The organism is uncultured Methanobrevibacter sp. (genome assembly GCF_947166415.1).
Taxonomy (GTDB): Archaea; Methanobacteriota; Methanobacteria; order Methanobacteriales; family Methanobacteriaceae; genus Methanocatella.
Window position 1 is genome coordinate 1 of record NZ_CAMVEE010000014.1, and the last position, 22,885, is coordinate 22,885.

At 35.2% G+C, this 22,885-nt stretch carries 23 protein-coding genes and 1 pseudogene; 21 read left to right on the plus strand and 3 right to left on the minus strand.

The features are described from left to right. From Q0W25_RS04270 to pfdA, 16 genes and pseudogenes are all read left to right on the plus strand, one after another. A pseudogene (locus tag Q0W25_RS04270) lies at positions 1-324 on the plus strand (phosphoserine phosphatase SerB); the annotation flags it as partial. Positions 325-365: 41 nt separating this feature from the next. Further along, entirely contained in the window at positions 366-527 is a 162-nt protein-coding gene (locus Q0W25_RS04275; RefSeq protein ID WP_298519342.1) for a hypothetical protein, read from the plus strand. Positions 528-631: 104 nt separating this feature from the next. Continuing rightward, the gene (topA, locus tag Q0W25_RS04280) at positions 632-2,785 is read left to right on the plus strand and encodes a DNA topoisomerase I (protein WP_298519344.1); all 2,154 of its coding nucleotides are present in this window, start codon (positions 632-634) and stop codon (positions 2,783-2,785) included. Positions 2,786-2,969: 184 nt separating this feature from the next. Beyond that, the gene (locus Q0W25_RS04285; protein WP_298519347.1) at positions 2,970-5,675 is read left to right on the plus strand and encodes an STT3 domain-containing protein; all 2,706 of its coding nucleotides are present in this window, start codon (positions 2,970-2,972) and stop codon (positions 5,673-5,675) included. Positions 5,676-5,727: 52 nt separating this feature from the next. Further along, a complete protein-coding gene (locus Q0W25_RS04290; protein ID WP_297826177.1) occupies positions 5,728-6,822 on the plus strand; it encodes a GTP-binding protein in 1,095 nt (364 codons plus the stop codon). 17 nt (positions 6,823-6,839) lie between these two features. After that, on the plus strand, positions 6,840-7,385 hold the full coding sequence (locus Q0W25_RS04295) for an adenylate kinase family protein (RefSeq protein ID WP_298519350.1): 546 nt from the start codon (positions 6,840-6,842) through the stop codon (positions 7,383-7,385). A 200-nt stretch (positions 7,386-7,585) separates the two neighbouring features. After that, entirely contained in the window at positions 7,586-7,951 is a 366-nt protein-coding gene (locus Q0W25_RS04300) for a ribonuclease P protein component 4 (RefSeq protein WP_298519355.1), read from the plus strand. Beyond that, positions 7,920-8,177 carry a YhbY family RNA-binding protein gene (locus tag Q0W25_RS04305; RefSeq protein WP_297826184.1) on the plus strand — a complete coding sequence of 86 codons (258 nt, stop codon included), beginning with the start codon at positions 7,920-7,922 and terminating at the stop codon, positions 8,175-8,177. Before Q0W25_RS04300 ends, Q0W25_RS04305 begins: the two co-directional genes overlap by 32 nt. A 93-nt stretch (positions 8,178-8,270) precedes the next feature. After that, on the plus strand, positions 8,271-8,708 hold the full coding sequence (locus Q0W25_RS04310; RefSeq protein WP_297826186.1) for a 30S ribosomal protein S19e: 438 nt from the start codon (positions 8,271-8,273) through the stop codon (positions 8,706-8,708). Positions 8,709-8,731: 23 nt separating this feature from the next. After that, a complete protein-coding gene (locus Q0W25_RS04315; RefSeq protein ID WP_297826189.1) occupies positions 8,732-9,088 on the plus strand; it encodes a DNA-binding protein in 357 nt (118 codons plus the stop codon). A 5-nt stretch (positions 9,089-9,093) separates the two neighbouring features. Next, positions 9,094-9,678 carry a hypothetical protein gene (locus Q0W25_RS04320; RefSeq protein ID WP_297826192.1) on the plus strand — a complete coding sequence of 195 codons (585 nt, stop codon included), beginning with the start codon at positions 9,094-9,096 and terminating at the stop codon, positions 9,676-9,678. 26 nt (positions 9,679-9,704) lie between these two features. Beyond that, positions 9,705-9,860, plus strand: coding sequence for a 50S ribosomal protein L39e (locus Q0W25_RS04325; RefSeq protein ID WP_004032463.1), 156 nt, complete (start codon positions 9,705-9,707; stop codon positions 9,858-9,860). A gap of 11 nt (positions 9,861-9,871) precedes the next feature. Further along, entirely contained in the window at positions 9,872-10,117 is a 246-nt protein-coding gene (locus tag Q0W25_RS04330) for a 50S ribosomal protein L31e (protein ID WP_297826196.1), read from the plus strand. A gap of 47 nt (positions 10,118-10,164) precedes the next feature. Then, complete coding sequence (locus tag Q0W25_RS04335; protein ID WP_297826200.1) at positions 10,165-10,836, plus strand: translation initiation factor IF-6; 672 nt, start codon at positions 10,165-10,167, stop codon at positions 10,834-10,836. Positions 10,837-10,860: 24 nt separating this feature from the next. Further along, complete coding sequence (gene rpl18a / locus Q0W25_RS04340; RefSeq protein ID WP_297826203.1) at positions 10,861-11,085, plus strand: 50S ribosomal protein L18Ae; 225 nt, start codon at positions 10,861-10,863, stop codon at positions 11,083-11,085. Positions 11,086-11,103: 18 nt separating this feature from the next. Then, a complete protein-coding gene (gene pfdA / locus Q0W25_RS04345; protein ID WP_297826206.1) occupies positions 11,104-11,535 on the plus strand; it encodes a prefoldin subunit alpha in 432 nt (143 codons plus the stop codon). A gap of 245 nt (positions 11,536-11,780) precedes the next feature. Here pfdA and Q0W25_RS04350 read toward each other — a convergent pair whose 3' ends face one another. Next, positions 11,781-12,422, minus strand: coding sequence for a DUF447 domain-containing protein (locus Q0W25_RS04350; RefSeq protein WP_298519362.1), 642 nt, complete (start codon positions 12,420-12,422; stop codon positions 11,781-11,783). Between the two features lie 426 nt (positions 12,423-12,848). Here Q0W25_RS04350 and ftsY point away from each other — a divergent pair, with 426 nt between their 5' ends. From ftsY to Q0W25_RS04370, 4 genes are all read left to right on the plus strand, one after another. After that, positions 12,849-14,255, plus strand: coding sequence for a signal recognition particle-docking protein FtsY (gene ftsY / locus Q0W25_RS04355; RefSeq protein WP_298519365.1), 1,407 nt, complete (start codon positions 12,849-12,851; stop codon positions 14,253-14,255). Continuing rightward, positions 14,256-15,332, plus strand: coding sequence for a CapA family protein (locus Q0W25_RS04360; RefSeq protein ID WP_298519368.1), 1,077 nt, complete (start codon positions 14,256-14,258; stop codon positions 15,330-15,332). It abuts the gene before it with no gap. Positions 15,333-15,696: 364 nt separating this feature from the next. After that, positions 15,697-17,604, plus strand: a complete 1,908-nt coding sequence (locus tag Q0W25_RS04365; RefSeq protein WP_298519370.1) for a putative glycoside hydrolase — start codon at positions 15,697-15,699, stop codon at positions 17,602-17,604. A 45-nt stretch (positions 17,605-17,649) separates the two neighbouring features. Further along, positions 17,650-19,305 carry a hypothetical protein gene (locus Q0W25_RS04370; RefSeq protein ID WP_298519373.1) on the plus strand — a complete coding sequence of 552 codons (1,656 nt, stop codon included), beginning with the start codon at positions 17,650-17,652 and terminating at the stop codon, positions 19,303-19,305. 15 nt (positions 19,306-19,320) lie between these two features. On the opposite strand, the gene Q0W25_RS04375 is transcribed toward Q0W25_RS04370, so the two are convergent. Continuing rightward, positions 19,321-19,698: a hypothetical protein gene (locus tag Q0W25_RS04375; RefSeq protein WP_297826223.1), complete on the minus strand. Its 378-nt coding sequence runs from the start codon at positions 19,696-19,698 to the stop codon at positions 19,321-19,323. 74 nt (positions 19,699-19,772) lie between these two features. Here Q0W25_RS04375 and Q0W25_RS04380 point away from each other — a divergent pair, with 74 nt between their 5' ends. After that, a complete protein-coding gene (locus Q0W25_RS04380; RefSeq protein WP_298519376.1) occupies positions 19,773-21,227 on the plus strand; it encodes a sodium-dependent transporter in 1,455 nt (484 codons plus the stop codon). 498 nt (positions 21,228-21,725) lie between these two features. On the opposite strand, the gene Q0W25_RS04385 is transcribed toward Q0W25_RS04380, so the two are convergent. After that, the gene (locus Q0W25_RS04385) at positions 21,726-22,811 is read right to left on the minus strand and encodes a hypothetical protein (RefSeq protein WP_298519379.1); all 1,086 of its coding nucleotides are present in this window, start codon (positions 22,809-22,811) and stop codon (positions 21,726-21,728) included. Between the last annotated feature and the right edge of the window lie 74 nt (positions 22,812-22,885).

Sequence of the window (22,885 nt, forward strand, 5' to 3'; positions counted from 1 at the left end):
GAAGAAATGCTCACCTACTTCAGAAAAACCGATGATATCAGAACCGCAGCTGACGAAGCTCACAAAAAATTCATCGAAGCTCGTAAAAACGCTTCAGCTAAACACGAAGAGTTCAAAGCTATCTTAAGCGACATTCATGTTATCAACAAAAAATTAGGTTCCAACAAACCTAAACGCAGAAAATCCGATAACAAATCTTCCGGTGGATCCAACAAAAACCGTGAAGAAAGAGAAAGAGCTGAAGAAATCTTTGAAAAATTCAAAAACGGTGGAAAAGTATCTACCGAAGAGATTTTACTCTTGCAAAAATATAATATAGGTTAAATTATTTAACCTACTTTTTTTTACTTTTTTAAGGTCATAACATGTCTGAAGAAAAAATTGAAACTTGTTTTATTTGCGGTAAGAAATTTGATATGGCAAAAGCGGATTTAGCATATTATAGGCATGATAAATATCCTATTTGTGATTTCTGTGCCGATTTCTATCGTTTTTTCAATGAGGAGTTAACTCCTAAAAAAGAATAATTTTTTTTAATTTTTTTTTATTTCGCTGATTTTTTGAGAATAGAAATATTTTTATAGTACATATTTTATTAAAATATGTTTATAATTGAGATGGGAAGAATATAATGCATGAAGTAATAATTTGCGAAAAACCGAGTTCTGCTGAAAAAATAGCTAAGGCGCTTTCACCAAGTGCTAAAAAGAAAGTATACAATAAAAAAGTTAAATACTGGGAATTAACTAGGGATTCAAAAGACATTACAGTATTATCTGGTGTTGGTCATTTGTATTCATTGATTCCTAAGGAAGCAAGGTACAGAGTATCTTTTAACTTGCACTGGGTGCCTTCTTATGAAGCGAGCAAAGCCAGTTCATTTACCAAGAACTACCTTAGAGCTATTAAAAAATTCGGAAAGGATGCTGATGCATATATTCATGCTTGCGATTACGATGTAGAGGGAACCTTGATAGGCTATAATGCTTTAAAGTATGCATGCGGTGCAGATTCACTTAAAAAAGCATCTAGGATGAAATTTTCCACTTTAACCAAAAAAGACATCATAGATGCATATGAAAACAGAATTGACATTGACATGCATCAGGTCGACAACGGTATTGCCCGCCATATTTTGGATTATTACTTCGGAATGAATATCTCAATTGCTCTTTCTGATTCCGTTCGCAAAACCAAACACAGATTCTTGAAATTATCTGTTGGAAGAGTTCAAACTCCGACATTGTCCATTTTGGTCAATCGTGAAAAGGAAATTAGGGAGTTCGTACCTGAACCGTACTGGAATATCAAGGCGATTCTGGACTTTGAAGACATTGAAATCAAGCATGTCGCTGGAAACATTTTCGATCGCGAATTGGCCGAAGAGATTTTTGACAAGTGTAACGGAAAGGATGCGGTTGTCGATGAAATCGAGATTTCCAATTCCAGAACCAAACCTCCAGTACCATTCAATTTAAGCGGTCTTCAAGCTGAAGCTTACAGTGTATTTGGATTTTCACCAAAAAGAACTCAAATTGCCGCTCAAAACCTTTATAGTGCAGGTTATACTTCTTATCCACGTACTTCTTCTCAAAAATTGCCTGAAAGTTTAGGTTTTGAATCAATATTCAAGCAATTGTCTGCAAATCATGAATTCAAAAAGCACATTGACCAATTGCCTTCCAGATTGAAGCCGAACAACGGTAAAAAAGAGGATGCTGCTCACCCACCTATTCACCCAACAGGGATCCTGCCGACCAAGTTGAACAGCGACGAGCAGAAAATCTATAATTTAATAGTATACCGGTTCATTGCAGTATTTTTCGATGCAGCCAAGTTTGAAACCATGAAAACAACCCTTGACATTGAAGGCGAAAAGTTCAAGTTTTCAAGAAGAAGAGTTACCTACAAAGGATGGATGGAACATTATCCGTTCAAAAAAATAGACAATGAAAGGTTCCCTGACGTTAAGGAAGGGGATATTATGAGCGTTAAGGAACTCATTTCAGAAGAAAAAGAAACCAAACCTCCTGCCCGTTACAATCAGGCTTCATTAATTAAGGAACTCGAAAAGAAAAATCTCGGAACCAAGGCTACCCGTGCCGATATCATTGACAAGCTATACGACAGGAAATACATAGAAGGAAGCAAAATTGAAGTCAACACTCTAGGTGAGGACTTGATTGATACCTTGGATACCTACTGTAAAAATCTGACAAGCGAAAAGTTAACAAGGTCTTTGGAAATAAAGCTTGAGGATATCAATACTGACAAGACCACTAAAGACAGCGTTGTCAGTGAAGGAGAAAAGGAAGTTAAGGAAATCCTAATAGATATCGACAAGAACATTAAAGGTATAGGATCTAAGCTTTATGAAGCATATCAGGCAAGCAACATTGTCGGCGAGTGCAGCTGTGGTGGAAAACTGGTCAAACGTTCAGGAAGCTACGGCGACTTTGTAGGATGCACCAATTATCCCGACTGTAAGGTCACTTATTCTCTTCCGGTAAACGCGAATGTCATTAAGAAAACCTGCGATAAATGTGGCCTTCCAATGATTGTGGCAGGAAAAGGAAAGAATCGCCAGGAAATGTGTCTCGATCCTAATTGCGGTAAAGAAAATACTCAACCTCGCGGCAATCGTGAAGTTGTTGGCAAATGTCCTAAATGTGGTAAGGATCTTCTTAAAAGGTCTGGCCGTTTTGGAGAATTTGTTGGATGCAGTGGATTTCCGAGATGCAAATTCACATGTTCCCTTGATGAACTCGAAAGTAAAGTAAATTAAAATTTACTTTTTTTGAATTTTTTTTTAATACATAATATTTAATAATAGAAAAATAATAAATATAATTCAATAAAAATATTTTGCATATCATTCGAATATTTTTATTTGTTTCTTATAATTTTAATAATGAGTTAAAATTCTCACTCAATGGAATTTTAATATTAAAGGTATAGAGGATTTTTATATGAATAAAAATACAATTTTAACAATCAGTAAATCAATAATCATTATTTTGATTTTGTTGGCTGTTGTTTTTGCATTAAAGGCTCCTGCAGCCGATTTACCTGTACTCAATAACGATATCAAAGGTGAGTACGTGGATTCCTCTGGTCTTCCTTATTTCAGTGAAATGGATTCATACTATAACTTAAGGTTGACTCAGGATTATGCTGATCACGGTTATGTCGGAGACAAAATGATTAACGGCAGCGAGTGGGATATGCATAGGTACGCTCCTGATGGAAATAAGATTAATTATGAGCTGGGCATAGTATATCTTACTAATTGGTTGCACGATGTTGCAAACAGTGTATTTGGTGGAAATTATTCAATAAAAGAAGTTGCTTTCTGGACTGGAGCAATAATTTCTACACTTGCCGTAATCCCGGCGTATATATTCTCAAGAAGACTAACAAATGATTTGGGCGCAATAGTTGCAACATTACTTATTGTTCTTGCTCCAAACTACTTTGCACACACATTCCCAGGATTTTTCGATACAGATATGTTCTATTACATATTTTCCCTGTTCTTCATATTCTTCTTTGTTGAGACTATAAGAGCTGATAATATTATCTGGAAGGTTGTTTTTGCTGTATTATCAATTTTATCAATTGGTTTGTTCTCACAATCATGGACAGGTTATATCTTTTACATAGGTTTAATGGGAATATTCTCAATCGCATATCTAATTGTATGTTACTTCTTTAACATTGGTGATGACAAAAGTGATTATCCGTCTAAGTTGTCCTGGCTATTGCATCAGGACGCATTATTGTCTATAGTGATTTTAGGAATCATTGGATTTGCGGGTCTCGCTATTTTCAAAGGCGTCGACGGGGTATTTGGAATATTTGGAAGTTTAACTGGTTTATTAAGCTTGCAATCTGCTTCTAGAGTAGTTGGCGGTTTCCCTAACGTACTTGTTTCTGTTGCAGAGATGCAAATGCCGTCTTTACTTGGAAGCGGACTTACTTCTGCATTCCTGGCTAATACTAATGGTGTAGTCAACGGTATTGGTGGAATTTCAATCTTATTCGCTGGTTTAACCGTTATTTATGTACTGGTTTCCAGATCATTTAAATTCAGATCAGTTAGAGATGCTGTTAAGACTGAAGGCAAACCACAAAAAGGAAACAGGTTATCAGCAGCTAAAAGAATTGATAATGATCGTAAGTTTAAACTTTCATTAGCTGATTTGAAATTCAGTGGAGACAATGAAATTTTAGCAGACAAACGTTTAACAGTTTTATATGCCACATTATTTGTTGTATGGATTGTAATTACTGCACTTGCGGTAAGTAGAGGTTCAAGGTTCATTACAACTATCGTATTACCATTTGCGTTATTGACAGGTATATTTGTAAGTTATGCTTCAGACTATGTTAAAAACAGATTGGAAGACGACAGATGGTTGGTTGTTATTGTCTGTTTATGCGGATTTTTAGCAGCATTGCCATTGGCAGCTATCAACAATATTTTCGGAATAGCATTATTCTTAGTTATTATTGCAGTTGGTGTTGTTGCAATTTATGGAATTAAACCTAATGCGGCCACCAAAGTTCCGCTTAAAAAATATGTTGTAATAGCAGCTATTGCAATAGCTCTTGTCACTCCAACAATTTGCGGTGCTTATCTTACTTCCCAAACTGTAGTTCCGGGTACCAGCGATTCAATGTGGAATGCAATGCAGTGGATTAATGAAACCCAATCTAATGACACTGTTATCACATCATGGTGGGACTTCGGTTACCTCTTTGAGATTGCTGCCGATAAACAGGTAACATTCGATGGAGGTTCCCAGACAGGAAGCCGTGCATTCTGGCTGGGTCAAGCTATGACTACGGATAATCTGGAATTGTCCGCAGGTATATTTAGAATGTTGGATACAACAGGTGAAAGAGCTACCGAAGCATTAGTGAATATTACTGGTGATTCAGGTAAATCAGTGCATATTTTAATTGATATCTTACCGAAATCATCTTCCGATGCTCAAAAAACTTTAGTTGACAAATATAATCTAAATTCACAACAAGCAGCTTACGTGGTTAACTTTACACACCCTGAAAACCCTCGTCCGGTGATATTTGTTGCATCTTCAGATATGCTTCAAAAGGCTGGCTGGTGGACTTACTTTGGAGCATGGAACTTCGAAAACCAATCTTCAGTAAACTATAACTATTACGTTCCAACAAGCCAAGTAACCGTTAAACCTGGTCAAACAGGCAATTTATCCATACTCGATTCCGGCGGTATGGACATAAGGGCAGTCATTGAAAGGGGTACAGGCAACAATACTACAGCAGCACATGTTGAAGCGTTAAATAGTGCTACTGGTGAAAAACTCAAACTGAATGACAGTGAGTACAATCCGTTAAAAGCATCCAATCTCATTGTAATTGAAGATGGATATCTCATGAAAAATGAGTCTATCAAAGGTGCTGAAGATGGAAACTTCACTTTATTCCTGATGGGTAACAGCAATCAGTACACACCTATTTTAATGAGCAATGAATTGGAAAATTCAATGTTCACACGTTTATTCCTATTGGGTGGTGCTGGTCAGGATGTATTCACCAATGTCCATTCTGAAAACGGTGTAATGTTGTACCAAGTTAACTTCAACAATACTGTAGCTGGCGGTGCGAGCTCATCAAACAGCACTGCATAATAGATTAGGATTTTCCTAATCTTCCTTTTTTTATTTTAATCATGGTGATTTAATGGGGATTGAAGAGAAAATAAAAGACATTGAAGATGAAATAAAAAAGACACCATATAATAAAGCTACTTCACACCATATTGGTAAACTCAAAGCAAAACTTTCCAAATTAAAAGAGGAATCTTTGCAAAGAAGCAGTGGCGGGTCCAAAGGTCAGGGTTTTCATGTAAAAAAATCCGGTGATGCTACTGTGGTTCTTGTAGGCTTTCCTTCTGTTGGCAAATCCACTCTCTTAAATAACATAACAAACGCGGAAAGTAAAGTCGGAGCTTATCAGTTTACAACATTGGACATAGTTCCGGGAGTAATGGAACATAAAAATGCCAAAATTCAAATTTTCGATATCCCTGGAATTATTACCGGTGCAAGTAGCGGTAAAGGAAGAGGTAAAGAGATCTTATCCGTTGCCAGAACTGCAGATTTAATTTTAGTTGTTTTAGATACTTTGAATCCACAACATTTGGATGTTATTATCAACGAATTAAGGAGTATTGGTATCAGACCTAATGAAAGACCTCCGGATGTTACAGTTAAAAGGAAAAAGCTCGGTGGTGTAAAGGTTTCATCAACTTGTCCATTGACTCATTTGGATGAAAAGACAATTAGGTCGATCATTAATGAGTATGGAATGCACAATGCGGATGTGCTTTTCAGGGATGATGTGACAATAGACCAATTCATTGACGTGCTTGACAGGAACAAGTCATATGTTCCGATGCTGGTCCTATTGAATAAAGTTGACCTTGTAGATGAGGCATATATCGAAGAGCTGAAAAAATACATTCCGGAATTCATTCCAATTTCCGCGGACAAAAACACCAATATTGATGAGTTGAAGGATTTAATATTTGACAATCTTGACTTGGTGAGAGTCTACCTTAAACCTCAAGGAAGAAAAGCGGATATGGAAGACCCGTTAGTTATCAAGAAAGGTTCTACCGTCATTGATGCATGCGGAAAACTCCACAGGGAGTTTGTTAAGAATTTCCGCCATGCGAAGGTTTGGGGAACTTCAGTTAAATTCCCAGGTCAGAAGGTAGGTCCCGATCATGTGCTCGAAGATGAAGACGTTTTAAGAATTATTTTGAAAAAATAATTCTTTTTTTGATTTTTATGAAAAAGACTATTTTTATTTCAGGAACTCCATGCACTGGAAAGACTACTGTAAGTGAAGGATTGTCTGATAAGTTAGAGTGCAGGTTAGTCAAGATTAATGATTTGGCTATTGAAAATGATTTTGTATTGGGCATTGATGAAAACAAAGGCTATAAAATCATTGATGTTGACAGATTAAATGAAAAAGTCAATGAAATAATATCCTGCAGCAGTGAATTGCTTATTTTTGAAGGGCATTTGGCGCATTTGTGTGAGGGGGCAGATAAGGTATTTGTTTTAAGGGTGCATCCTGATATATTGCGTTCAAGGCTGGAAAAGCGTGATTATTCCGAATCGAAAATTCATGAAAACCTCGAAGCCGAAGCGATGGGAGTATGCACTGCGGAAGCCTATGACATTTATGGTGAAAATGTTCAGGAGATTGATGTTGGTGAATTGGGCATTGGTAAAATCATCGATTTGCTTGAGGATGCCATTTTTGACCGCATTACTTTTCCGGTGGGTGAAGTCGATTTTATGGATTGGCTTATCACTCAACACTAATTTTCAAATGATTTTTCAATCCACTCGAAAATATTGAAAAATCCACAACCTTTATAAATAGATAAAAACATAATTATTCTTAATATTCATATTAACCTAAGGTTACTTTTTAACTATGGTTTTTGTTTTAATTTGCGCAAATCATTTTAAATCAATTTTGAATATTATATCCTATTTTCATAATTCATGAGGAGGATATTTTGAGTAGAGGAAAAAGACCGAAGTGGATGATTGAAATAGCGATTGAAAGGATGAATATCCTTTTTGAGCGTGCCGAGATGGAATTCATCACCCATCCGGAAAGATCCGATCGTTATGTAGAACTTGCTTTGAAGTTATCCACCAAGTACAATACGAAGGTCCCTGAAAAGTGGTCCAGAAGATATTGTAAGAAATGCAAGAAATTCCTTTACCCTGGTCATAATTGCACCGTCCGGCTAGTTAACTCGGAAGTTAACATTTTTTGTGGTGAATGTGGCCATGTTATGAAAATTCCTTATCACAGGGAAAAAAAGTTAAAAAGGAGAGCTAAATATGAGTCAATCAAAAAAAGAAATGATGAATAGAGCTCTTTCCGCAATGACAATCAACATTGGTAAAAGTGGCGTTAATGATAATGTTATCGAAGAGATTAAACGTCAGCTCAAGGCTAATGAAATTGTTAAACTTAAATTTGCAAAAAATATCGCTAGAAATAAAGATGATTACATCGACGAAATTGTCACAAAAACAAGAGCTCAGCTCATTGACGTTAGAGGACATGTTGCTGTAATCTACAAAAAAAAGCCTTAAACATTATAAATTTAGAGTTACAGGCCCTATTTTTTTAGGTCTTAAATTTACAGTGGATTAAGCTACAATAAAAATAAATATTGGAGAATTAATATGACTACTGTATTTGATGTACCTGCAGATTTATTAATTGAAAAAGTCGCAGAAGAATTTAAAAATAATGATAAAATCAATTCCCCTGCCTGGTCCAATTTTGTTAAAACTGGTGTTCACAAAGAAAGAAAACCAGAAAACGCAGATTGGTGGTATATTAGGACTGCTTCCATTATCAGAAGAGTATACATGGATGGTCCAGTGGGAGTTATTAGTTTAAGAACTTTTTACGGCGGTAAAAAAGACCGTGGAGTACGTCCTGAAGTTTTCAGAAAAGGAAGTGGATCTATCATCAGAACCGCACTTCACCAATTAGAAGACGCAGGATATGTTGAAAAAGTTGAAGGTGGAAGAGTTGTTAGTCCAGCAGGAAGATCATTCTTAGATAAAATTTCTGCTGAAATTATTAAAGATATTCCTGAACTTGCAAAATATTAATTAGATTATTTGGAGAGTTTGATATGAGCGATTTAGATGAAATTCGTCAAAAAAGGATGGCTGAGTTGCAAGCTCAACAAGCTGCTGCGCAAAATCAAATGCAACAGCAAGCAGCTGCTCAAGCACAGCAACAAGAAGCTCAAAGACAATTCGAAGCTCAGAAAAAACAAATGTTAGCTCAAATTATGACCCCTGAGGCACGTAATAGATTGGCTAACCTTAAGTTAACTAAACCTGAACTTGTTAATCAAATTGAACTTCAATTGATTCAATCTGCGCAAGCAGGCAGTTTAAGAGGTAAAGTTACTGATGATCAGTTAAAAGTTCTTTTAAGACAAATTGCTGGTCAGAAAAGAGAAATTAAAATCACAAGGAAATAATATCAATGAAAGCTGGTGTTTTGTATAGTGGTGGTAAAGATTCATCTTTTATGGCAGTCATGCTTAAAAGGTTAGGTCTTGATGTAGAATTATGCACCGCTAACTTTGGCGTATACAAGTCATACATTCCAGCAAGCAAATCAGCAAAATCCTTAGGTTTTAATCATAGGGTTCTTGATTTGGACATCGGATTGCTTGATAAAACCTGTGACATGATAATGAATGACGGGTTCCCGAATGATGGAATCAAATTCATCCACGAAAATGTCATTGAAAAGGTCGCTGAGGAGTACGATATTATTGCAGACGGGACAAGAAGGGATGACAGAACCCCGAAACTCAATGTCAATCAAATAAGAAGTCTTGAAGATAGAAAAGATGTCCAGTACATTAATTTGGACAGTTTTGGTCACAAATCTGTTAAGTTAATCACATCAAATCTATTCGAAATATCTCATGAGAAGAGCAACAAGGACAACAGTTCAGATTATGAGGTTGAAATAAGGACTTTGATTGATGAGAAAGGAGGAAATTCATTGGACATTTTCCCCGAACATTATCAAACTCGTGTTATCGGATATAAAAAATAATTATTATATGTATTACAGGTGAGAAAATGAGTAGAAATAAACCATTAGCTAAAAAATTAAGAATGGCAAAAGCAAACAAACAAAACAGGAGAATTCCAATCTGGGCTTATGCTAAAACTAACCGTAAACTTAGATACAGACCAAAACCTAGACATTGGAGAAGAAACAGTCTTAAATTATAAGAGGGGTTATTATGGAAAGAGTTTACACAATTCCACTTAGAAATGTAAAAAACGTTAAAAGGACTATCAGAGCTCCTAGAGCTATCAGAGAAGTAAAAAACTTCTTAACCAAACACATGAAAGCTGAAGAAGTAAAAATTGATGAATCTATCAATCATGCTATTTGGGAAAGAGGTATTCAAAAAATACCTTCTAAAATTACTGTAAAAGCAGTTAAAGATGATGATGGTGTTGTACAAGCTACTTTAGCAGAATAGCTATAGTACCTTTACCATGCTATTGAGTACAAATGTGAGGTAACAATATGTTAAAAAGAGTAGATATTGTAGGAAATCCGAATGTTGGAGTCTTTGTTCTAGCAACTGACGATTTAGCTATTGTTCCTTATACCCTTTTAGATGAAAAGGCGGATATTATTAAGGAAGCTTTAGATGTTGAAGTTGTTAAGTCTTCAATTTCAGGTAGCAGTCTCATTGGATCTTTAGCTGTTGCTAATTCAAATGGTATTGTTGTTTCCCCACATGTTTTGGATAGAGAAATTAAACAGTTTGAAGAGCTTGGTTTAAATGTGGCAACAATTCCGGGTCAATACACTGCTGTGGGTAATATTGTTGCAGCAAACGACACCGGAGCTATCGTAAGCCCATTTTTATCTGACGAAGCTGTTCAAGTGATTGAAGAGACTTTGGATGTTAATGTCGAAGCAACTTCCATGGTTGGCAGCGACATTATCGGTTCTTTGATTTCAGTTACCAACAAAGGATTCTTAATCAGTGGTAACGCTGTTCCAAGTGAAATAAACTTTGCTCAAGAAGTATTTGGTGTAGAAGGAGATATTGGTACTGTTGGTAGAGGTATTTCTTTAGTCGGCGCTTGTATCATTTCCAATTCAAATGGTGCAATTGTAGCTAAAGATAGTACTGGTCCTGAAATGGCTAGAGTTGAAGAAGCATTAGGCTTTTTAGATGATTTTTAATTAATATATCATGAGGGATTTAATATGATAACAAAAATTTACAGAGTTAAAGGTACTTTTGTAATGGGCGATGAATATCATAAGTTTACTAAAGAATACAAAGCTACTTGTGAAGCTGATGTAGAACAAAAAATCTACGAACGTTTCGGAAGTAAACATGGTATTACCAGGAACCAAATTTCTATTAAAGAAATTGAAGAAATTGCTCCTGAAGATGTCGAAGACCCAATCGTAAAAGAAATTTTATAGGCACGTGTAGGTGTTATTATGGAAGATCAGCAAAGATTAAACAATCTTCTTAATGAAATTAATGCATACAGACAGCAAGCTGAGTTAATCCAACAACAGATTGAATTGATTCAAGCTTCCATCGCTGAAGTGGATGCATTATCCAACACTCTCGATGACATTGAAGGAAAAGAAGCAGTTGAAGCTTTCGTTCCTGTAGGTGCTGGTTCTTTCATTAAAGGGGAACTTAAAAGTACTGATGAAATCATTGTAAGTATCGGTTCCGGCCTTGCTGTAAAAAAAGATGCTGATGGCGCCCGCGAAATTCTCGCTGGACAAAAAGAAGACTTAAAAGATAGCTTAGATAAAATGTTAGCTAACTTACAACAATGCTCTGACATTATGGGAAGTCTTCAAGCACAAGCTGAACAGATTGCAGCTGCAGCTCAAGGCAACATTACTCAAATGTAATGGCATACTTTACAATTTTTTCTTTTTTTTCTTTTTTTGATTTTACAATTTTTTAATTTAGTCTTTTTTTTTTTTATTGATTTTGTCACTATAAACTCATAAGTTTCAATCCCATGAAAGATTTGTTAAAATTGATGATAAATGTGATGGATGGAGCGAAACGTCTAGTTATGTCCTGTTCTATTAAAATAATTTGATTCAGCACCCACCATGTGTTTAACTAAAATTAAAGGCAAAATCAGGGTTTATTCAACGTCAAAACCCTTTTCTATCATGCTGTTTTTAAGAATCTCCATAGCTTTTATAGTATCTTGTCCAGAAACCCTCTTAATCATACGATTGTTTTCATTGAACCTTCCGACAAAATAATCCTGCTGTTCCTTACTTACAAGGTCAAGCCGAGTATAGTTTGTAAGGCATTCCAGAAGCGCAAATACTCCTCGGTTTAAAGCCTTTGCACATGGATTGTTTTTGACTATTTCCACAACATCACTGCTTATGATATAAGCTTCTCCATTTGATGTTACATGGTCTTTAATCGGATCCATTTTTCTAATATCTGTGACATCACAAATGATATATGCTTCTGCATTTTTCAATATTGCAATGTCCTCATCATCTGTAAACTCTTCAATATCCAAGTTTCCGATGGTTGAATTTACAAAATTTATGGGATCAAATGTAATATTTACAACATATTTTCGTGTTTCCATAATGTTTTTCAGGGTTTGTGTGCCGACAAATAATCTGCATCCAAGTTTGTCTTTGCCTTTGCATACAATTCCTATTGGCGCTGCATTTTTTACACCGTCCTTGCTCATGGTAGTGTAAATCCCTTCATATTTCTGCCCTTCTTCAATTCCAATATCTGTCAAATCCAGAACCATTTTATCACCATATTAATTTACATTTTAATTATAATATCTATTTATTAATCTAATTAAAAATTATTGTCAAAACACCATTTAAAACGACATCATCTTTACTATTTTTAACTGTAATTAACTTTTTGTTTTTAAAAATCAGTATTTATTTAGATTATTGGGCTTAACTGAGAAATTATTTCCTTAAAATAAAGATTTAGCTAGTAATTTTAAAAGATATATAAATAGTATGTTAAAAATGGTTTACATTAGAATAATTCCGTTTGAAATATAGGGATTTAAAATTTGAGAGTTTTGGACCGCTCCGTTTTTTCTTTTTTTCACTTTTACAATTTTCAAATTTGGTCTTTTTTTACTCTTTTTTAAATAATATAAAAAATATAGATATTATTAATTAAATTTTTCACTAACTGATAGGTAGGGTTAATTTTGTTTGAATCATTGAAAAAGAAATTTTCACGTACTAGTGAACAATTGGAAGAAGAGCTTAAAGAAGAGGCTATGCAAGAAGATAATTTCCAGGAAGAATCCGGAAAAAGGTTTTCATTTTTCTCATTCGGCAGAAAAAAAGAGGAAGAGGATGCTGATGAATCCACTCTCCTTCCGGAAGCTGAAGAAGATGAAGAAAAAATTATCGAAGACACTCCAGAAATTGAAGAATTAGAGGAGGATTCTGAAGCCACTGAAGAGAAAAAATCTCGTTTTTGGAGCAGGAATAAGGATAAGGATGAGGAAGATTCAGAAGAGGATGAAGATTCAGATGATGGGTCTGAAGAGAAGAAATCTCACTTCTGGAGTAGGAATAAGGATAAGTATGAAGAGGATTCAGAAGAGGATTCTGAAGAAGAGGAGTCTGGAGAGAAGAAATCTCACTTCTGGAGCAGAAACAAGAATAAGGAAGATATTTCTGCCGATGGAGAAGCTAGCGGAGGACTTTTCTCCTTTGTAAGAGAAAAAACCATTCAGGAAAAACACGTTGAAGATGTGTTGTGGGACCTTGAAATGGGTCTTCTTGAAGGGGATGTTGCAATGGAAGTTGCAACTGAAGTGGTTGAAAGTGTAAAGAACAACCTTGTCGGTAAAAAGATTAAAAGAAGTAATGATATCACTGAATTAACTTACAACGCTTTAAGAGATTCAGTAGCCGAAATTATTGATGTTCCAGGCAAATCCATGACAGAAATGATTGAAGAGAAAAAGGTTCAAGGAGAACCTCTTGTCGTAATGTTTGTCGGAATTAATGGTACTGGAAAAACCACAACAATCGGTAAACTGGCAAATTACTATCTTAAAAAAGGTTACACTCCTGTAATTGCAGCTTCTGACACATTCAGGGCAGGAGCTATTGAACAGGTAACTTATCATGCTGATAATGTCGGCGTTAAAATCATCAAGCACCAAAAAGGCTCAGATCCTGCAGCAGTAGCATACGATGCTGTAGAGCATGCCCGTGCACAGGGAAAAGAGCTGGTCTTGATTGATACTGCCGGAAGGATGCAGACCAATACCAATCTTATGGATGAAATGAAAAAAATCAAGAGGGTAGCCAACCCTGATTTAGTCATATTCGTCGGTGATGCGCTGACAGGTAACGACGCAACCGAACAGGCTGCAAAATTCAATGAAGCTATTGACATTGACGGAGTCATTTTAACCAAAGCCGATGCGGACAGTAAAGGTGGTGCATCCCTTTCAATAGGTTACGTCATCAAAAAACCGATAATGTTCTTGGGTGTCGGCCAGGGATATGATGACATCATGGAATATGATGCTGAATGGATGTTAAATCAATTGTTCAGCGAAGATGAGACAGCAGTTGAAGCTTTAGAGGAATAAATGAATATCAAAAAAATATTATTGATGATATTGGCGGTTCTAGTCATAATCGCCATAGTATCAACAACTTTGGGTGTTGGAAGTGACAATTCATTAGCCCAGTCATTAAAAGCGAAGGAAAACGTTTCCATGGCTGTTACAGGCGATGTAATGTTTGCACGAAATATGCCTGGCGTTTTGAGTTTGGACTCAAGCCCATTTGAAGGAGTAAGTAATGTAACATCCAATGTTGATTTGCTTTTGATAAACTTTGAAAATGCAGCAACATACTCTGAAAATCAGATAAAAGGCGATGTGCCTTTAAAATGCGACCCAAGTTATGTTCCATTGGCCAAGGCCAACAACAATACTGTCGCATCTCTTGCCAACAACCATGCATTCGACTATGGTATTGAGGGCATGCAGGATACAGTCAAATATCTGGGAGATGCAGGAATAACTCCTATTGGCGCAGGTGAAAATGAAAACGAAGCCCACAACGCCGTTGTCAAGGAAATAAAAGGCAGAGACATAACAATTCTAAATTATATGGATTCAAACAATTTTGTAGAATATGGCTATGAGGTAATGCCTTATGCAAATGGATCTTCTGCAGGATATTCTGCATATGACTCAGAAGATGCTCAAAAGCAGATTTCCGAAGCAAAAGACAGGGGATCCGATTTGATTGTAGCATATCTTCACTTTGGAAATGAATATTCCACTTCTCCAAACGAAGATCAGGTTAAAATTGCCCATGAATTGATTGATTACGGTGCGGATGTTGTAATAGGTTCTCACCCTCATGTTCCTCAGGGAGTTGAAATGTATAATGGAAAACCGGTCTTTTACAGCCTTGGAAACTTCATATTTGACCAGTCAAACCCTGAAACCCATGTGGCATATTTCGTCAAAATCGATTTGGTAAATGATACAGGCAGATGTACAGTTTATCCTATAGTCATTTCAAATTACTTGCCTCAGTTCATGGGTGAAGAAGAGGGCACAGCTCTTTTAAGCGGACTGTCTCCACAATCCAAAGAGATGGAAATTCATGATGGCGTAGGTACCTTAAATTTCAATTTGACTGAAAATTAATATTTTCTTTCAAATTCATTATTTTTTAATTTTAATTCTTTTATTTTTATCAAATCTATTAAATTTTACATTATTTTATTTATAGGATGTTTAAATAATATCATTTTTGCTATAGCGAGTCAACAAATCAATATTTCATTCATGATTAGATTAGTATTTATCTATTTTAAATTCCATTTATTTAAGCTTATTATACTTTATTTTAATATAATTGTTCTTTTATTTTCAATTTATATGTATTTTTTATCTTTTTTTATTAATTTAGTCAATTTTAAAGCTATTTTCAAATTTTAAAGTTTTAAAAACATTTATATATGGTTTAAAATATAACTTTATCCACGAATTGATTTTTTTTAAAAATATAATGGATGGTGAAAAGATTTCGATAAAAAATAAGGCATTAGTAATTTCTTTAGTATTGATGTTGTTTTTAATACTAGGTGCTGTCAGTGCAGCAGATACTAATGTTTCAGATATTCAAAATTCAAATGAAAATGTAAATGTCGATTTGAATGAGGATAACGATATTTTAGAATCTACATCTGATGATAATTTACAAGATAATGAAGAGAAAACTAATTTAAGTTCAACTGAAGGCGAGAATAGTGTAGCTAGCCCAGAAAATAATGATGTTGTTGCTAGTCAAGAAAGTGAAGTTTTAGGAGATGTTGAAGCTTCAATGAAAGTCGTATCTCCTTCAGTGATAGTAAATAAAGAAGCATTTTCTGTAAGATTAACTGATGCAAATGGAAATGGACTAGCAAATAAGGAAGTGAAATTTTCACTTAATGGAGGCCATTTCACAAGATACACTGATGCGTCAGGTTACGCTAATTTAAAATTAAATTTACAAACTAAATATTATACAATTCATTACATGTTTAATGAAGCCGGTTACACTACCGTTAAAGGCAATTCAACTTTTTTAGTTGTCAGCGATAATCAGCCAACATTTGCCGCAAGCACATACATTGCTTACAGGGGATTCATGAATCCTTATACTGTAGCATTATCCGTTGATGGAGTAAAGTTGGCAGATAAGAGAATAAAACTCACTCTTGATGGAAAAACATATTACAGAACTACCGATGCCGATGGAAAAGCCGTTTTAAACATTTTCTTAAGTCCTGGAACTTATGTTGTAAGATACATTTTTGATGCTCAAGACGGCCTTAAAAAGGCTTCCGGATGCAAAACCATAATAGTTAGGCAAGGAATGCCGATTACAATTACTTCAGCATCCTCCCTGACAATGCCTGAAATGGTGTCTACACCTTATAAGGTAAAGGTGCTTGATGCTAGAGGAAATCCCGTTAATGGAAAAATCATTTTCAAAATCAAGGGCAAGTCCTATACAAGAACCATTGGCAGTGACGGCATTGCTTCTGTAAACATCAAATTGCCTCAAGGTACCTACAAAATCGCTAGTTACCACAATAAAGACTCATTATACAATTACAGGTACCTATCCAAAGACATAAAAACAGTTCAAGTAACTAAGGATCACGGGTTCTGGATTTTCGGTTCCGATATGAACAATGTGAACTTGAATACCTTGAATCAATATGGAACCAAGCACATATTCCTGAATTATTATGCACTTGAATTATATGGAAAGGCAAATGTGGAAAAATTCATAAGCAAAGCAAATAATTATGGCATGAAAGTCCACATATGGATGCAAGTGTTCTATGATGGAAGTTGGATTTCACCGGTAAACAGCGACGGGTCATATAAATACAGCTTCTTCAACTCTAAAATAAATGAAGCAAAATCTTATGCTGCCATTAAAGGTGTTGCTGGAGTTCACATGGACTATTTAAGATTCCCTGGAACCGCTTATAAACATCAAAACGGTGTGAAAGCTATCAATTACTTCACAAAACAGCTAGCAACTGCAGTGCATAAAGTAAACTCCAAGTTAATTGTTTCTGCGGCCGTGATGCCTGAAGTAAGTTCCAATAAATATTACTATGGCCAGGACATTCCTACATTATCCAAATATCTGGATGTAATTGTTCCTATGATTTATAAGGGAAATTATGAGGCAGGAACTTCCTGGATTAAGTCAACAACTGCGGCGTTCGTAAAACAAAGTAACGGTGCAAAAATCTGGACAGGACTTCAAGCTTATAGGTCTGACGACGATGTAACTTTATTATCCTCTACAGAGCTTTATAAAGATGCTAAAGCTGCAATGGAAGGAGGAGCAGCGGGAGTTATATCCTTCAGATGGGGTGTATCAAATTACATTAAATTCCACACATTATAGAAATTGATTTTTCTATAATCTTACTTTTTTTTTAAAGAGGTGCGTATGAAAAAAATATTCTTGTTTTCAATTATTCTTTTAACACTATTCCTGGCTATTTCTTCAGTTTCAGCTACTGAAAACGTAACTGACGTTCTTGATGATGTGGATGGAGATACTGTTGGAGGAATCATTGAAGAAAATGCGTTTGAAGAAAGCATTTCGGTTGAAAATGATAACTTGACTGAAGATGCAGACAGTGAATCTGAACGGGATATCTATCAGGCAAGCCATGATGATGATATTGGCAATTCTGTGGAAGTGGAAAGTTATCAGGCTAGTGATAATAATGCAATGGCCACTTCTGATGTTACAAAGGCCACTTCTAAAATGGCAACCTATAAATCTGCAAGCTACGATTCATTTCTCACCAAACTTACATTCAAATTAACTGCAGACGGTAAGAATTTAGCCACCAAAACGATTAAAGTATCTGTTGACGGTAAACGTTACAACATTACTACTGATATCAATGGTATTGCAAACCTTTATCTTACCTTTAAGAAGGGATCCTGCTTTGTTTATTATATCTACTCCGGAGATGCCACTACAGAATATCTTAAAGGTAAATTTACTGTATGTACTGGAGCATCCTATAAAACCCATATGACTGTGGCCGATAAGGATATCAATTACAGGGCAGGTTCCAGAACAGTGTTCGGAATCAAGCTATGCGATGAAAAAGGCAATGCCTTAAAAAATCAGGTAATCAGATTTACAATTAAGGGCAAAACATACACTGCCAAAACAGCATCCAATGGGTATGCGAAGATTTTTGTAAAACTTAACCAGGGATACCATAAGATGGCAGTATCATTTTGGGCAAATAAGCCTTATTTGAAATCAATGCTTTCCCATACAATCTATGCAAGGCCTGCAATGGGCGCAGGTAATGGATATTGGGTTTTTTCAGACAATATGAACAGCGTTAATTTCCAGGCATTGAAAAACAATGGCTGCAAACAGATATTATTGCATGTCCACTCAATTTCCGTTCACGGACAATCTGCTGTGGAATCATGGATTGCAAATGCGAACCGTCACGGAATCAAGGTTCATTTATGGATGCAGATCTGTTATGGTGAAGGAGGATGGGTTTCTCCTGTAAGGGATGACGGTTCATTCAAATACGCTTGGATGAATTCCAAAATTTCTGAAGCGATAAGCTATTCTAAAGTGAAAGGTGCTGCTGGAGTACATTTGGATTATGTAAGATACGGTGGAACAGCCCATAACCACATCAACGCTGTAGAATCCATCAACTATATAGTTAAAAAGGCTTCACTAGCAATCCATAAGGTAAGGGCAAATTCAATCTTTTCAATTGCTGTCATGCCAGAACCGGATATGATGCATTATTATTATGGTCAGGACATTCCGACATTGAGCAAATATGTTGATGCAATTATACCTATGGCATATTGCGGCAATTACGGCCAGTCAAATAACTGGCTCACTTCTGTAACAAGCACATTTGTCAAGCAATCCAATGGTGCTCAAATTTGGTGCGGATTGCAAGGTTATGTTTCTGATTATGATGTCACTCCGCTATCTCACTCAGCACTTCTTAAGCAAGCAAAAGCGGCTAAGGATGGTGGGGCTGCTGGTTCAATAATATTCAGACATGGATACTGTCCAAATCTTAAATTTACTTGGGTTTAGAAAGATTCAATCTTTCTACCATTTTCTTTTTGACAAGGCTTTGAGTCTCTTTTTCTCAATGTTTTTTTGTTTATCTGATTGATATTGCTTTTTTTGGCGATTGGTTGCTGTTTCATTGTTTCGCATTATGGTGACAAGATCTATGGAGTTTCCGCTGCAGGCAAGCATTATCCTGATTTCTTTGTAATCTTTTGATTCCGGTGCTTTATAAACAACGGCATATTTCTCTCTTTCAACGTGTTCCCAACTCAAAGGTTCTTCATTCATCAAACAATCGATAACATAGCTTCTTGAAAGTCCATTTTCATCGAGACGTTCCTGGAAATGTCTGTTTTCAAAACACCAGTTTATGCTTGAAGTTTCTCCCATTATGAATTTATCAAAAACATTCATTTTTATTCACAATTATAATCTGTTAGGTTTATTATATATTATTTACATAAATTTATCCAATAGAGGAAATTATTATGTCTGAACAAGCACAATGGGATTCATCCCTGGCGTTTATATTTGCAATGATTGGGGCCGCTGTTGGTCTGGGTAACATCTGGCGTTTCAGTTATGTACTTTATTCCAATGGTGGAGGGTCATTTTTCATTCCTTACTTTATTGCGATTGCTATAATGGGAATCCCTTTTTTAATATTAGAATATGGTGTGGGATTTAGTTTCAAGGAATCGTTTTCAAAAATCATGCGGAAAATAAAGCCGGAATTTGAAATCATTGCTTGGATATTGGTTCTTTTTGTCTTTGTAGTAACAATTTATTATATGGTAATTCTTAGTTGGGATTTAGTATATCTTTTAAGCAGTTTCACTTTCGGATGGGGAACTGATACCGCGGCTTACTTCGTAAACACTGTCGGCGGTAGTTCCAACCTTTCAAATGCCAGCTTTTTATTAATCCCTACAACAATTTGTGTTTTATTGTTATGGATTGTATTATGGTTTATTTCACACAAATCTGTAGATAAGGGAATAGGTAAAGTTTCTAAAATATTAATCCCGTTACTTTTCGTCATAATGGGTTTCATTGTTATTTATGCATTGACTTTGCCTGGTGCGGCAATAGGTATTGAAACATTGCTGACTCCTAAATGGGATATGCTTTTTGATGTAAACATATGGCTTGCGGCTTTTGCTCAAATTATCTTCTCATTAAGTATGGGCCAAGCTATTGCACTTACATATGCCAGTTACTTACCTGAAAACTCCAAATTAATTGACAACGTTTTGATTGTTGTTGCTTCAAATTCAGCTTTTGAAATATTTACAGCATTTGGGGTATTCTCAATTTTAGGATACATGTCAATGACAGCAGGTACTCCAATGATCCAATTGGTAACTGAAGGAACTGGTTTGGTATTTATCGTATTCCCAATGATTTTCAATATAATGGGACCTATCGGACGTATTTTAGCTCCATTACTGTTCTTAGCTATTTTATTTGCAGGAGTCACTTCAGCGCTAGGTTTCTTCGAACCGATGCTGAATTCAACTTCAAACAAATTAGGATGGTCCCGTAAAAAAACAGCCACTATCTTATCTGTAATAGCTTGTTTCTTCTCTTTAATTTTAACAACAGGAATCAGCAGTTATTTGGTTGGAATTATTGATTCATTCGTTAATGAATTCGGAATATTGTTGTTAATCGGTATTCAATGTATTATATTTGCATGGTTCTATGGTGTGGAACACTTTTTACCTGCATTGAACGAACATTCAACATTTAAAGTTGGTAAAATATGGAGCTTTGTAATTAAATACTTGCTTCCAGTCGTATTAATTTTAATGTGGATTGTTGGTATTATCAGTTTATTCAGCACTGCTAAAAGCTTTGAGATAATGGTTGATCTGGTCATTATCATTGCAGTTTTAGTCTTTGCGTTTATACTAACCAAAATCAAACCTGCAAGTGAATAATCTTTTTATTCGCTTTTTTATTTTTTAAGTGTATATTCTTAAATGAATATAATCTGATTTTTTCCGCAAACTTATTTTAAATATATCTTGGACTAATTATTTGGACATATTTTTAACTAACATATAAAATACTTTGAGCTATTTTTCATTATTTGCCATTCTTTTTTTCACACGATTTTAGAATTCTCATTGGTAAAATTAGTTCATGTTATCTTCAGAGTTTTTTCCCATGTTCATTAAAATAAGAGTATGCTTGCCGTGTTGCAAACGAAACAATATTGTATATAAAAAAAGTTCTGTTGTCAGATAAATCTAAAGGATAGAAATCCTTTAGACTTAAACTAAAATAATTTTTTTAGTGTAACCGAAGTTACAATTATTATTCTTTAAATGTATTTATTTAAATGTTTAGTTATTTAGGCATGCTTAAATAATCATATTTGGTAATATGGCGCCTATTTTTGATAAAAATCTAAAAAAAAGAAAAAGTGAGGTACTCTAGAAGTATTGAGTACCACTAGTTGGTTCCAAGCTAATTCCTTGAGTGTCCTGCAGGTTTCCATAGCAATCATATACGTTAACGGTAGCGTAATCAGGATATAGGCTATAGGAATCAGCGCTAGCAATGTTTACATATCCTGTTGATTCTACAGGTGTTGTAACGTAATTGCCTTGGTTCAAGCTATTTCCATCCCTTGAATAGAAAATTTTAATACCAATCTCTTCGCCTGCGTGTTCAGCACCCAGATAGATTTTGGCAAAGGTCTTATCATCTAAACCGCTTCCGGTTGTAAATGACCCTCCTCCTATGTATAGAGGATATGTTGTTTTTGTAGGGTTGTCTGTTATAACAGATTCCGGATTCGGATTGTTTTGACTAATCTTATTTGGGGATTTAGGGGCTTGAGTCTTTTGTTCATTTGTTTTTTCAACTACTTTTTCAACAGGGGTTTTGCTTTCTTGTGTTTTTGCAACAGTTTTGTTAACCTGATTTTTGGTTTTTTCAACTGTTTTGTTTACTTGATTTTGTGTTTTGTTCACGGTTTTGTTTACTTGAGTAGTAACGTTTTTTGGAGTTTTTACTTCTTTAACTGTCAAAGCACTGGTATCTTTTACATTGCTTGTGTTTGCCATTTTCTGCAATAGGTTCAAATCGTGTCCTGTAAGGATGATGTCTGTATCGTTTACAGTTTTTACAAGCTCATAGAAAGTACCGTTTCTACTTAAACTGGAGTATATTTTAACATCTGAACTGTTGGATGCTACCAGATCCATGTTGTCTGAAATCAAACTGTCAGTCAAGTTTTTATTTATAATGATTCCTTCAATCTCTTTTGCATAATCTCCGGAGTTTTTGTAGTATAACATTCCTTTTCCTACTTCAGTCTGATTATTCTTTAAGCTAAAATCAGATCCAACTGGAGTATCTATTTCAAATGCTTTAAAATCCTGAGTTTTTAGTTGAATATTGGAATTCGCTTTATCATTATCAGCACCCATTCCTTGTGAGTAAATAAATATTCCAGCTAGGATAATCAACGCAATAGCTATTAAGCCAATAATCAATGTTTTGTTTTTATCCATTTTCTAAACACCTCTCTAATAGTATATTTAATGCAATGTTATATATAAATTGATATTTTCACATCAGATTGTAT